Annotated in this window: 6 protein-coding genes; 4 read left to right on the top strand and 2 right to left on the bottom strand. The window is 61.0% G+C overall.

Features of this window, described 5'->3' with window-relative positions; genetic code table 11:
• Positions 1-94 precede the first annotated feature (94 nt).
• The 4 genes from GDA65_14400 (at position 95) to GDA65_14415 (ending at position 12,825) form a co-directional block, all read left to right on the top strand.
• Positions 95-4,972: a PAS domain S-box protein gene (locus GDA65_14400; GenBank protein MBA5863884.1), complete on the top strand. Its 4,878-nt coding sequence runs from the start codon at positions 95-97 to the stop codon at positions 4,970-4,972.
• Positions 4,830-7,841, top strand: a complete 3,012-nt coding sequence (locus GDA65_14405; GenBank protein ID MBA5863885.1) for a PAS domain S-box protein — start codon at positions 4,830-4,832, stop codon at positions 7,839-7,841. Before GDA65_14400 ends, GDA65_14405 begins: the two co-directional genes overlap by 143 nt.
• Positions 7,842-7,983: 142 nt before the next feature.
• The gene (locus GDA65_14410) at positions 7,984-8,541 is read left to right on the top strand and encodes a TIGR00645 family protein (protein MBA5863886.1); all 558 of its coding nucleotides are present in this window, start codon (positions 7,984-7,986) and stop codon (positions 8,539-8,541) included.
• A gap of 282 nt (positions 8,542-8,823) precedes the next feature.
• Positions 8,824-12,825 carry a hypothetical protein gene (locus GDA65_14415; protein ID MBA5863887.1) on the top strand — a complete coding sequence of 1,334 codons (4,002 nt, stop codon included), beginning with the start codon at positions 8,824-8,826 and terminating at the stop codon, positions 12,823-12,825.
• A 28-nt stretch (positions 12,826-12,853) separates the two neighbouring features.
• Here the strand turns inward: GDA65_14415 and GDA65_14420 are convergent, their stop codons facing one another.
• Both GDA65_14420 and GDA65_14425 read right to left on the bottom strand, forming a co-directional pair.
• A complete protein-coding gene (locus GDA65_14420) occupies positions 12,854-13,306 on the bottom strand; it encodes a response regulator (protein MBA5863888.1) in 453 nt (150 codons plus the stop codon).
• On the bottom strand, positions 13,257-13,967 hold the full coding sequence (locus tag GDA65_14425; protein ID MBA5863889.1) for a response regulator: 711 nt from the start codon (positions 13,965-13,967) through the stop codon (positions 13,257-13,259). Before GDA65_14425 ends, GDA65_14420 begins: the two co-directional genes overlap by 50 nt.
• Positions 13,968-14,018: the final 51 nt, after the last annotated feature.

Raw genomic sequence — 14,018 nt, forward strand, 5'->3', positions numbered from 1 at the left:
GCCTGACAGGACGTGGTGCGAGGCTCAAGTTCCTCCGCGCGAGCGCCGAGAGAGTACCGACGGACTCTCTCGCCTCCACGGGATTTCCTGTAGCATGCACCATTTGCGATCCTTCCAGCTCCGTGACATGACCGCCTGCGGAGCCGCGCTTCGCCGGTTGGGCGCCGGCGCGAAGACCTTCGATGAAGTTGCCGACCGCCTTGTTCGCCACCTCTACACGTCCCTGACCCTGCCCCAGACCGGAGAGCCGGCCTGCGTCCTGGTCCGACTGTTTAAGACCACCCCTTACGGCCTGCTCGCGCCGGATCTCAAGGCTCTGGCCGATCAGAAGCTGAGCGGGGCGCCGGGCGCCCCGTCCATGACCTGCCTGACCTTATTGGCCAGCGCGGGCATGTTCCCGGGCTGGAATGACCCCGCCCTGTCCAGCCGCTTCCGCGTCATCCCCCTCGCCACACCTGATGACCTGAATCGGCTCCCCATGTTCAGTCAGTTGTTCCACCAGTTGGGCATCGAGTTGCCTCATCTCGTAAGCCCGGAGCACAGCCTACTCATTGACCCGCGGGAGCGCGCCTTCAACGTCTTTCACGTCCCTGAAGCAGCGGGAAGCCCCTCTGTGCCGGCGCAAGAGGGGTTCGTCCTCAAATATGGCGTCCGTTCGGTACTGGGATTTGGCGCGCCGCTGCCCGATGGACAGCTCTTCTCCATCATTCTGTTCAGCCAGGATGTCATTCCCGAGAGCACCGCGCAGTTATTCAAACCTCTGGCGCTCTGCGCACGGACGGCCCTTACCCCTTATGCGGTGAGGACCTCCCCTCATTCCCACGAACCCGTCGTGCCCAGGACAGACGGCAATCCACACGAATCGCCGCCCATCGGCCATTTGGAATCACGCATCGCTGAACTCGAACGCCTTCTCGCCGTTCAGGAACAGACAGTAGCCTCCCAGGCAGAACGGATGGACCTTGTCATCCAGGGCGCGGAAGCGGGCACCTGGGACTGGCTCATCGGCACCGGGCAGGTCACCTTTAACGAACGCTGGGCGACCATGCTCGGCTACCATCTGGACGAGATCGAACCTCACATTCGAACGTGGGAACGACTCGTCCATCCGGACGACCTGGGCATTGTGAGGCAGAGGGTGTCTGCCCATCTTCGAGGGGAAACGCCCCACTATTCCAGTGAACATCGCCTGCGGACGAAGTCCGGAACCTGGTGTTGGGTCTTCGACAGTGGACGTGTGGTCGAGCGCGATGCCAACGGCGCCCCGGTGCGAGCCGCCGGAATCCATCTCGACATTTCCACACGGAAGGAACTGGAAGCCGCCCAGGCTTGCGCCCAGCGGGATCTGCAGGTGAAACAACAGGCGCTGGATGAGGCTCAGTCGCTTGCCCACCTCGGCTTCTGGGAATGGAACATTGCCACCGGCGAAGAACAATGGTCCGATGAGCAACACCGGATCTTCGGACTGGATCCAGGTCGAACCACCCCGACCCATGACACATTCCTTTCAGCCCTGCACCCGGATGACAAAGCCCGCGTCCAACAGGCGGTTGACGCGACGCTCAACTACGACTTCCCCTATAACGTCGATTGCCGGATTCTCCGGCCGACCGGCGAAGCGCGCCACATCAACTGCCGTGGAATCGTCCGTCGCCATGCCGATGGCTCACCCCTGTCCATGACCGGAACGGTGCAGGACATCACCGCGCACAAACAGGCCGAGTCCAGGTGGCGGGAGAGCGAGACGCGCATGCGCTCAATCTTCGAAAGCGCCATCGAGGGCATTGTCGTCATCGATGAACGGGGACGAATCGAGAGCGCGAATGCGGCCGTCCTGCACCTGCTGGGGTATGAAGCCCACGAATTTATCGGTCAGAATATTACCCTGATCATGCCCTCGCCGTACCGCGAGTGCCACGATCACTATCTTGCCCGTTACCTGGCCACCGGGAAACGGGCCATCATCGGAATCGGCCGCGATGTTCCGGCTGTGCGCAAAGACGGGACTCAGCTCGACGTGCATCTGGCGGTCAGTGAGATGCACATCGGCGCCTCGAAGAAGTATACCGGCATGATTCGTGATGTCTCCGAGCGGAAACGCATGGAGGAAGCCGTCCGGGAGAGTGAAGAGCGGTTTCGCCAATTGGCCGAATCGATCGATGCGGTCTTTTGGCTCACCACTCCGGACAAGAGTCAGGTGCTCTACGTCAGTCGGGCGTTCGAGACCATCTGGGAATGTCCCAGGGAAATGCTCTATTCGAATCCTCTCTACTGGCTCGATCACATCCATCCGGAAGACCAGAAACGGGTCTCCGTCGCAGCCGCCTGCCAAGCGTACCTGCCCTATGACGAGGAATATCGGATCATCACGACGACAGGGAAGACGCGCTGGATCAGAGATCGCAGCTTTACCATCAAGGATGCCGATGGGAAGACCTATCGCATAGCGGGAATCGCTCAGGACATCACCGAAGCCAAACGTTTGGAGGCGCAACTGCGCGCCAGTGAACTACGGCACCGTTCGTTGGTGGAACTGTCCCCCCATGCCATCTTCGTCAACTGCGACGAGAAGATTGCGTTTGCCAACCAGGCCTGCATGAAACTGTTCGGCGCCATCGCCCCCTCGCAGCTCCTCGGAAAACCGGTGATGGATTTCATCCATCCGGACTCACAGGCGGCTGCGCAAGAACGAATCTCCCGCATACGATCGTTGAACTGCGCGATGCCCTCGACCGAGGAACGCTTCGTGGGGCTCGACGGTTCCCCCATTGAGGTAGAGATGGCCGCCTCTGCGATCCGGTTCGAAGACAAGCCGGCGATCCAGGTCATCCTCACTGACGTCCGCGCCCGCAAGGAGCTCGAACGGGCTTTGCTCGCGATCAATCTGCAACTGGAGGCGATTCTCTCCAGCGCGACCAAAGTGTCGATCATTGCGACGAATATCAACGGGACAATTACCACGTTCAACTCCGGCGCGGAAGAAATGCTGGGGTACACCGCCGAGGAGATGATCGGGCAACAGCTCCTCACCGTGCTGCACGTGCCGGAAGCAATCGACAGCAATGCCAGGGACCTACGCGATGGCGATGCCGCGCTCCTCCGTGGATTGGAGGTGTTGACCCGGCAGGCTCGGCTGGGCGGATTTGACGAGCGTGAATGGATCTATACGCGAAAAGATGCCCGCCGCCTGACCATTCTGGTGACCATTACGGCCCTCAAAAACAACGAGGGCGTCCTGACCGGATTCCTGGCCATCGGAAAAGACATCACCGAACGAAAAGAGGCGGAGGCGGCGCTCACCCAGGCCGCCCAGGAATTGGAGCGAAAAAACGCCGAGCTCGCCCAGGCGAGAGATGCCGCGCTGGAAGCCGTCAAGATCAAAGCCGATTTTCTCGCGACCATGAGCCATGAAATCAGGACACCGATGAATGCGATCATCGGCATGTCCGGGCTCTTGCTGGATACCGCGCTCACGGAGGAACAGCATGACCTTGCCGATACCGTCCGCCGCTCCAGCGACGCGCTGTTGACGATCGTCAACGATATTCTCGACTTCTCCAAGATCGAGGCCGGCAAACTCCACTTTGAAGAGGTGGCCTTTGATCTTCGAATGGCCGTCGAAGATGCGATCGAGCTCATGGCTGAACAAACGCAGAGCAAAGGCCTCGAATTAATTGCCCTGGTCGATGCCGCCGTTCCCGCCGGCGTGCTGGGCGATCCGGGCCGACTGCGCCAAATTCTGGTCAACCTCGTCGGCAATGCCGTCAAATTCACGTCGACGGGCGAGATCGTTATCCACGTCAGTCGTGAGCCGGGGGAAGGCCCCGACCACCTGCGATTTGCCGTGACCGATACAGGCATCGGCATCTCGGATGAGGCGCAGAAAAAATTGTTCCAGGCGTTCGTCCAAGCCGACAGTTCAACCACCCGCCGCTTCGGAGGAACCGGTCTCGGCCTCGCCATCTGCCAGCGTCTCGTCCAGCAAATGCAGGGTCGGATCGGCATCAAGAGCCGGCCCGGGGAAGGGAGCACCTTCTGGTTTACCGCCAAACTTCCGGAAGCGGCGCTCAGTCCTTCGCCTTCCGTCCTCTCATGGAATCGCATCAGTGGACGGCGCATTCTGCTCGTGAATCCGAACACCCGGATCCGGCAAATCCTGCAGCAAGACCTGGCAGCCAAAGGCCTGCCGTGCAGTAGCGCCGGGACCGCCGGGGAAGCGGTGAATCTGGCGGAGGCGGCCGCAGCCATGCAGAAGCCCTTCGACCTCGCCTTGATCGAGTGGCACCTGCCTGACAAGGACGGGTTCGAAACGGCCGCGTTGCTGAAACAAAACCCCCTCACCAGCGCCATGCGTGTCGTGATTCTGACCACCATGGGCCGGCGAGGAGACGGAAGCGCTGCGCGCACACTCGGTATCGACGCCTATCTCACAAAACCGCTCCGGCACACACAGTTGCTCGAATGTCTCTGCCAATTGTTGGAGACGATTCAGACAGACGCCGATTCCGGCGCAGCCTCCGCCGGTGCACCGCCGTTGATGGCCCGCCATCCCCTCAACCAAGCCCCGGTGGCTGCCACGACCCACCTGCTCCTGGCGGAGGACAATCCGGTGAACCAGAAAGTAGCCTGCAAGATGCTGGAGAAGCTCGGCTATCGCGTCGATGTCGCCAGTAACGGCCAGGAGGCCGTGGCTGCCCACGAACGCATGCGCTACCCGCTGATTTTTATGGATTGCCAAATGCCCGAAGTCGATGGATTCGAAGCGACCGCGCTGATCCGCAAAATGGATGGCCCATCCGCTCATACACCCATCGTGGCCATGACTGCCAATGCCATGCAGGGAGACCGCGAACGCTGTCTTGAAGCGGGAATGGACGACTATGTCTCCAAACCGGTCCGGCCGAAAGACCTCCAGACCGTGCTGGATACGTGGCTCGGGAATCAGGCAAAGAAGACCGGCACCACCGGGTAAAAGGACGTGCATCATGTCCGTCCATCCTCTTCGTCTCAAACATCGGCAAGAACCGGCGCTGGACCCCCGCATCCTGCACGTCCTGCCGGCTAATATCGCCGTGTTGGGGGCCGACGGGACAATTCTCGCCGTGAATGAAGCCTGGGAGCGGTTCGGGGCCGCCAACGGGCTCGCCGCAGACGCATGCGGGGTCGGTTTAAATTACCTTCATGTGTGCGACAGCGCCGGAACCCATCCCGATGCGATGCACGTCGCGGAAGGGATCCGGCATATTCTGGACGGCACCATTCGCGCATTCTCCTATGAATACGAAAGCTCCAGCCCCTTCCTCCGGCGCTGGTTCCGCGTCATCGTCACCCCCATGCAAGGGCACGGGCGTTACGGCGCGGTCGTCATGCATATCAATGTGTCCGACCTCAAGCAGGCGGAGGCCGCCATGCATCGCAGCGAAGTCCGGCTGCGGGCGATCGTGGACACGGCGGTGGACGGAATCGTCGTCATCAATGAGCGGGGGATCATCGAGTCCGTCAATCCCGCCGTCACCAAAATATTCGGCTACGCCCCGGAGCAGTTGATCGGCCACAATGTCAACCTGCTCATGCCCGACCCCTACCATTCGGAGCATGACCAATACCTGCGCAACTATCTGGCGTCCGGCCTGAAGAAAGTCATCGGCATCGGACGGGAGGTGCTGGGACGACGAAGCGATGGCACCTCGTTCCCGCTCGAACTGGCCGTCAGTGAAATGCTGGTCGATGGGTCGAAAAAATTCACCGGCATCGTCCGCGACATCTCCTCCCGCGTGCAGGCCGAAATGCAGTTCCGGCAGGTGGTCGAATCCGCGCCGAACGGCATGCTGATGATTGATCCGCAGGGCACCATCACGATGGTCAATAAGCAGGTCGAAGCCATGTTCGGGTACAGCCGGGAGGAATTGCTCGGCCAACCGGTCGAACTCTTGATACCGCAACGGTTTCGCCTCAACCACCCCCGGCATCGCACGGGCTATTTTTCGGCCCCCGCGTCACGTGCCATGGGGGTGGGACGGGAGCTCTTCGGGTTACATAAAGACGGGACCGAGTTCCCGGTCGAACTCGGCCTCAATCCGATCGACACGCCCAAGGGGCAACTCGCCCTTGCCTCCATCGTCGACATTTCGCCTCGAAAAAAGACGGAACGTGACTTGGCCAAGGCGGCGCAGGATCTCGAATGGAAAAACTGGGAGTTATCCGAGGCGCGCGACCAGGCGGTCCGGGCAGGCCAGGCCAAGACGGATTTCCTGGCGACCATGAGTCATGAAATCCGGACTCCGATGAACGGGGTCCTGGGCATGACGACCCTGTTGCTCGACACGAGCCTGACGCCGGAGCAGCGGGATTATTTGCAGATGCTCAGGGATTCCGGCGAATCCCTGCTGCGCATCATCAATGACATTCTGGACTTTTCGAAAATCGAGGCCGGAAAATTCACCATCGAGCACATTCCGTTCGACCTCCGGCTGACGATCGAGGATACACTGGACATCCTGGCTCCGACCGCCCAAGGACGGCAGCTCGAACTGGTCGGGTTGATTGACGCGCAAACCCCCCGCACGCTCATCGGCGATCCCGGACGCATCCGTCAAATTCTTACCAACCTGGTCGGCAATGCGATCAAATTTACCGAACACGGGGAAGTCCTGATTCAGGTCTCGCAGACAGACGAGGATCCGGGATCCGTCGCCCTTCGCTTCGAGGTGATCGATACCGGAATCGGCCTCAGCCCCGAGGCGCAAGCCAAAATGTTCCAATCGTTCACGCAAGCCGACAGCTCAACGGCCAGAAAGTACGGGGGAACTGGTCTGGGCCTCACGATTTGCAAGCGATTGGTGGAGTTGATGGGAGGGCAGATCGGACTGCAGTCGATCGCCGGACAGGGCACCTGCATCTGGTTTACCATCCGGTTCGGCACACACACGGACGCCGCCCCGGCGCTTCCGCCGTCCCCGTCGGTCAAGAGTCTCGCCGGCCTGCGGGTCTGTCTGGTCGATGATAACGCGACCAACCGGAGCCTGCTCCAATACCATGTGTCGGCCTGGAAGATGCGTCATGAAAGCGCGGTTGACGGCCCGTCGGCGCTGGCCCTCCTCAGGAGAGCGGCGGCGGAGGGAACGCCGTTCGACCTCGCCATTATCGATATGTATCTGCCGGACATGACCGGCCTCGAACTCTGCCGCTTGATCAAAGAAGATCCCGCGATTCGTAACACGCACCTGATCATGCTCACCGCGTCTGGGCAACGGGGCGATAGCCTGGCCGCCAAAGAGGCCGGGGCCGCGGCCTACCTGACGAAACCGATTCGCGAACGCCACCTGGCTGATTGTATTCGCCTGATCTTCGGACGGGATGATGCCGACCAGAAACCCGCCCCGTTGATTACGCGCCATACCATCGAGGAAACCGTCGCCCGTTCGGCGCCACAGGTACTGGTGGTGGACGATAACCCGGTCAACCAGAAAGTCGCCGCCAAGATGCTGGAAAAGTTAGGCTGCCGCGTGGATATCGCCGGAAACGGCATGGAAGCGCTCGCCGCCGTCTGCCGGCATCAGTACCCCCTGGTGTTCATGGACTGTCAGATGCCGGAACTCGACGGATTCGAGACCACCCGGTTGATTCGATCCCAGGAAAAGCCGGGCGAACATCTCCCCGTCATTGCCATGACGGCGAACGCGATGGAAGGTGATCGCGAATCCTGTCTCACGGCCGGGATGGACGACTTTATCAGTAAACCGATTATCACTTCGGAGCTGAAGAAGATCCTCGCACGATGGGTCCCGCGGGTGGAGTCGGAGGATGACCAGGCGCCAGCGCCTGAATCGCCGGCAGCCTGATCCGCCTTTTTGCTCTGGACATTGCGCTCCGGCCGCTCACCCGCCGTCACACACCCATCGCCTCACCTCTCCCTCTCCCGCGATTGACAGAAGCCGGCGCGCCCACTAGGATACGCCCTCGAACAGGAGGGTACGTACACGCGTGAGTCATCCGTCTCCATCCCATACTTCGCCCCCGCCGCCTACTTCGGTCCATCGCGTCGAGCAGCTTTTCGAAAGCCTGATCTTCGGCAGCCGCTGGATTCAGGCGCCGCTCTATGGCGGGCTTATCGTCGCCGAACTACTCTATGCCGCCAAGTTTCTGCTTGAACTCTGGCATATGGTCGTCCATTTCCGTGAGGAGACCGAAACGCTGTTCATGCTGGGTGTCTTGTCTTTGATCGACGTCACCATGGTCGCCAACCTCTTGACCATGGTCATCATCGGCGGCTACGCCACCTTCGTCAGTAAACTGGATCTCGACACGCATCCGGACCGCCCGGAATGGCTTACCCATGTGGACCCCGGCACCATCAAGATCAAACTCGCCGCCTCACTGGTCGGGATCTCCAGCATTCACCTCCTGAAGGCCTTTGTGGACGTCACCAACGAGAATCCTGAACACATCAAGTGGAAAATTTTCATTCACCTCACGTTCCTGGGCTCAGCCATCTTTCTCGCCTATACGGACAAGCTGATGCAGCGGGACCGGAAACACTGACGGCGCCCCGGAAAAAAGACACGGGTCGATCCCGCGCCGGCGTATCGATTGAGATACGAGTTGTATCTATTCCGATAATCGCTCACCCGTTCCGCCAGAGGCCGTCGTTCACCTCCCTCTCCCCGGCCCGACCATTAACGGCGCTACATCGTCGCCCTCTCATGATCGCCGCACCTTCTCCACCGGGGCATGTGCCTTGCCTTTTCTTCGCCTGAGAGCGCCGGACCCGCCATAGGGCGGCCGATAATCTCTCACTGCCATGATCCTCCACAGGGAGTCCTGATGACCAATCCCGCTCCTCAGAAAGATACCTGCCTGACACTCGCCAGAATTCTGGGAGAGGAAACAGAACTGCTACACGGCCCCTTTGCTGACGATCATCCCCTGAAGGTGCTCGAACGGGCAGCTCCGTCAGAAGCATCGGACAAGCAGTATCTCGACGCACTCACCCGCCATATTCACGCCTGCCATCCAAAACGCGCAGGCCTCTGTCTGTCCGGGGGAGGCATACGAAGCGCGACCTTCGGACTGGGAGTTCTGCAATCCCTGGCGCGCCTGCAGCTGTTGGACAAGTTCGACTACCTGTCCACGGTCTCCGGCGGCGGGTATATCGGCAGCTGGCTCACAGCCTGGGTTCATCGCCACCCTCGCGGCCTGGCAGGCGTCATCGAGGATCTGAACAGGACGCCGAAAGCCGGCGCGGATGAGGCTTCGCTGCCGGTCCGCTGGCTCCGGAACTACAGCAACTACCTCAGTCCGCACTTGGGATTCTTCTCCGCCGACTCCTGGACGTTACTCGGCATCTATTTGCGCAATCTGCATCTGACGTGGTTGGTCCTGCTCCCGTTGCTCCTGATGCCGCTACTCGCACCGCGCTGGATCATCACTCTCGCCCAGATCAATCCCAACGGGGCAGCCCCGCCGCTTGTGACCGCCTCCTCGCTCCTGGTCCTCGGGATCGGCCTCGCGGTCATCGCGTTGATCTACTTGCACCTCTGCCGCCCCACGCTCCGTGAGTACCGTCGCGACACCTGGTGGCACACACTGGAAAGCCAGCGCTGGTTTCTGATCGCCTGCCTGTGCCCGTTGATTCTCTCGGTCATGTGCCTCACCACCGCATGGGCTTGGTTTCGCAACGGCGGCGGCCGCCCCGATCACTTCACCTTGAGTCATGCCGTGCTCGGCGGCGCCTTGATTCATACCGGCAGTTGGCTTTTTTCCGCCGTCGCCCTCAAGCGATTCAAGCCGTTCACCCGGTGGCTCTTCTGGGAAACCCTCGCCGTGGCGGCCACCGGCGCGCTGGGCGGATGGCTGCTCCGGGCGGCAATCATCAAAACCGCCGACCAGTTGAGCGTCGCCGCTCATACGGAATGGTTCGCCACGCTCGCCGTTCCCGGCGTCCTGACGATATTTTTGCTCACCGCGACCATCTTTATCGGCCTCGCCAGCCGCTTCACCGAAGAACAGGACCGCGAGTGGTGGGGACGCACCGGCTCCTGGGTGCTGATTGTGATGGTCATATGGTCGGGACTCTGCGCGATCGTCATCTTCGGGCCCGGCCTGATCCACTGGATGACGCCAAAAGTCGCCGCCTCGGTCGGCGGCCTCTCCGGGCTGCTGACGCTAGTGCTCGGCTTCAGCTCCAGAACCACCGCGCAAGAGCAGGAAGAACGATCGCAGATGAACATCATCTCGGACCTGGCCGTCAAAGCCGCCGCGCCGGTGTTCATGCTCTGCGTCTGCATTGCGCTTTCTCTGGGCGCCAGTTGGCAATTGGACCTTCTCGCCCACCAGTACGGGTTGCATCTCAGCAATTCCACCGGCGACCCCAAGGCGCTTGAGGGCACAGGCTGGCCGGACCCGTGGGGCCACGAACAGGTACTCCAACGCACCCCGCTCTGGATCTTGTTCCGGTTCACGGTCACGGTGGCGCTGTTGGGATTACTGATGTCCGGACTGATCAACATCAACCGGTTTTCTCTGCACGCGATGTACCGCAACCGGCTCATTCGTGCCTATCTCGGAGCGTCCCGCCGGCGGACCGAACGGGAACGGAGCTTCAACCCTTTCACGGGATTCGACAATCTGGACAACCCGGCGATGGGCGATGTGCGATTTGACGACGTGCGTCTGGCGCGCTGGATGTTCGATAACGCATTCGCCCCCGAAACCCGCGCACTACTCGACGCGTTTCATGCGCGCCCCACGTCCTCACCGGCCGAATTGGATGCGCTCATCGCGCGGCTGTCGCAGGAATTGTCCGATGCCGTGGCTCGCAACACACTCGATCTGGTTGCCGACGACTTGCGCGTGGGGCCTGCCTGCCGCACGAAGGTGGCTGCGCTGCAGCAGCCGGATACCGCCGAAGGCCGACAGGCCGCCACCTGGTTCACCATGCTGTTTGTGAACCGGCTGCACCGTCAAGCGCCTCGCCCGTTGCATCTCATCAATATCGCGCTGAACCTGGTGAAAGGGGATAACCTGGCCTGGCAACAGCGCAAGGCCCAATCCTTCACCATCAGCGCCCTCCACAGCGGCAGCTGGAATCTAGGCTACCGCCGCTCCGAGGAATATGGCGCCAATCGTTATCTGGACCAAGGCCTCTCGCTGGGCACGGCCCTGGCCATCTCGGGCGCCGCCGCCAGTCCCAATATGGGATACCATTCCTCATCCGCTGTCACGTTCTTATTAGCGCTCTTCAACATTCGTCTGGGCTGGTGGCTGGGCAATCCGGGGCCAGCCGGCGCCGACACCTATCGACGAGCGTCGCCCTCCATTTCCATACAACCGCTCCTGGCCGAAACCTTCGGCCTCACCGACGCCTGCCACCCCTATGTCTATCTCTCGGACGGCGGGCACTTCGAGAATCTGGGCTTGTATGAAATGGTCCTGCGCCGCTGCCATTGCATTCTCGTGGTGGACGCCGGGTGCGATCCCCGTCTGACCTTCGAGGATCTCGGCAATGCCATCCGTAAGATCCGGATCGACCTCGGCATTGACATCGAACTGAATCTTGACCAGATCAAGCGGGCGGAGGGCGCCCGCACGAGCAGTCGCCACCACGCCATCGGCACGATCCGTTACGACAAGGTCGATGACAACGCCACCGCCGGCACACTGCTCTACCTGAAACCGTCGCTGACCGGCAACGAGCCGTCGGACGTGCAAGACTATGCGGCCCGCCACTCCGCCTTTCCCCACGAACCGACCTCCGATCAATTCTTCGACGAAGCCCAATTCGAATCCTATCGCCGCCTGGGTGAACATGTGGCCCAGGAGGTTCTGCGTCCGGCGCTGCATCGCACCGAGCAGGACTTTTCACGCCTTTGTCACGCCTTGCGCTCGCATTGGGTCACCACCCCGCCGGGGATGCAGGAGTCTTTCCTCGGCGAAACGGACGACCTGAAAGATCTTGAGCGGCTCCTGCGGGACGACCCGGACCTGCTGCGCTACGACGTGGAGATCTATCCGGAACTCTGTTCCGTCTTCGGCCTCGATCCCGGCAGCATCGCCCTCAATCCCCGCGCCGCGCTGCACACCTGCAACCTGCAAATCCAACTCATGGAGCAGGTCTATCTCGCGGTCAAGCTGGAAGAATTCCACAGCCATGCGCTCAATCGAGGATGGATGAACCTGTTCCGGCGCTGGACCTCCTCGGCCACGTTCCGGATGTTCTGGCCGACCGTGTGTAGCATGTACAGCCAGCCATTCGTCCGGTTTGCCGGCCAACATTTCACGCTCTCGATCGACCAGGTCGCGGCGCTGCAACCATTGGAACCGACCCGTGACCTCTCCTCATTGTTCCGTGAGTTGTTGATCGAATGGGCGTCTGTGCCTGACTATGCGGAGACGTTCTTACACGCACTGCAGCGGCCGTTGCCGCTGGAGGAAGTCACCGGCGGCTCGCCACCGCGACTCGCGGCCTGGCAGATGCGCCTGCCGGCCATCGAATCCCAGGCAGGACCGGTCGGCTCCGGTGAAATTCTGGCGGTCGTCGCCGTGACCAGGCTGTCCGTGACCGGACACCGGCTCGCCTTATATGGCTGGGTTCGTCCGGCCTACCGGGGATTGGGACTGGGGCATCACCTGTTCGGCAAGGCTATTGACGAACTGATGGAGGCCTATCATGGCCACAATCTGATCGTCGATTTAGGCCCGGACAATGCGGCCTGGGCCGGCACATCCATTCGCAATGTCGGATGGTTGCGGTTTTACGAGCAGTTAGGCTTTACGCGAGATCGCTCGGACCCGATGCGTTTTCAGATGATCCGGGAGCTGCTATAGGGCCGGGAAGGCGACAGGATCCGTTGCCTCAGGCAGAAGGCTGTTGCGCCGGTGAGAGCAGGAGAAGCACTTGTTGAAGCAACAGCTCGCGGCTGAAGGGTTTCTCCAACACCCCGTGCGCGCCGAACGCTGTCGCAATTTTGAGGATATCGCATCCCTGTAGCGGCTGACCCGAAATAGCCAGAATTTTTACGGGCGTCTGCGCATTGTGCAGCATCAGGATCGTTTCCAGACCATCCTGCACCGGCAAATACATGTCCAGGATCAGCAAATCCGGGACCTCACGCTCGATGGTCGCCATCGCCTCCCGGCCATCCTCGGCTTCGATCACACGATGTCCTTCCGCCTCCAGGACAGCCCGCAGCCACCCGCGAATTTGCTGGTTGTCATCCGCGATCAAAATCAGCGGCATTAGGCGGCCCTCCTTGCCGTCATACACAGTGGCCTGACGGGATGGACCGACCCGGCAGAGCCCTGGCATAGAGCGTCGCCGCCTGCGTCCGTCTGGTGATCCCCAGTTTGGAGAAAATATTAGCCAGGTAGTTTTTCACGGTTTTATCGGAGAGGGCGAGGGCGGAGGCGATTTCCTTGTTCGTCTTGCCTTCAGCCACCAGGGGCAACAACCGGTATTCCTGGGGCGAAAGGGCGGCTAAAGACCTCGATGAGAAGCCGTTCGCCATGTCCTGCACTTCCTTGAGCACCCTGCCGATCAACTGGGGCGGGAGAAACGAATGACCACTCGCTACTCTGCGAATCGCATCCAGCCACATGTCCACCGGGGCATCCTTGAGCAGGTATCCCTGCGCCCCTGCGACAATCGCCTCCTGGACGACGGCCGGGTCATCCTGAATACCGAGGAGGAGCACTCGCCGCGCAGGCTCGCGGGCGACCATCAGGCGGCAGGCCTCCACGCCGGACCGGTCGGGCAACCGGCTGTCCAACAACACCAGGTCGGGTTGCACCTGGTCCACCAACTCAATCCCTTCGGCGGCCGACACCGCTTCTCCCACAACGCAAAATTCTGCCGCCCTGATGAATTGCTCCCGAATCCCCAGGCGCACCATCCAACTATCATCGACTAACACAATGCGATAGCAAGGCAGCTGCATGCATCCCCCATCGTGACAAAACCGGCGCTTCATCAGCGCTACCAGTTTCGCCAGATTAGGGTTGTAGGAATATAGGCAGGAGGT

It is taken from the genome of Nitrospira sp. CR1.1 (assembly GCA_014055465.1).
Taxonomy (GTDB): domain Bacteria; phylum Nitrospirota; class Nitrospiria; order Nitrospirales; family Nitrospiraceae; genus Nitrospira_A.

Excerpts from the sequence above, each read along its gene's own strand:
- GDA65_14425 (MBA5863889.1), bottom strand. The coding sequence starts at position 13,967 with ATGAAGCGCCGGTTTTGTCACGATGGGGGATGCATGCAGCTGCCTTGC.
- GDA65_14405 (MBA5863885.1), top strand. The coding sequence starts at position 4,830 with ATGCCATGCAGGGAGACCGCGAACGCTGTCTTGAAGCGGGAATGGACG.
- GDA65_14420 (MBA5863888.1), bottom strand. The coding sequence starts at position 13,306 with ATGCCAGGGCTCTGCCGGGTCGGTCCATCCCGTCAGGCCACTGTGTAT.
- GDA65_14400 (MBA5863884.1), top strand. The coding sequence starts at position 95 with ATGCACCATTTGCGATCCTTCCAGCTCCGTGACATGACCGCCTGCGGA.
- GDA65_14415 (MBA5863887.1), top strand. The coding sequence starts at position 8,824 with ATGACCAATCCCGCTCCTCAGAAAGATACCTGCCTGACACTCGCCAGA.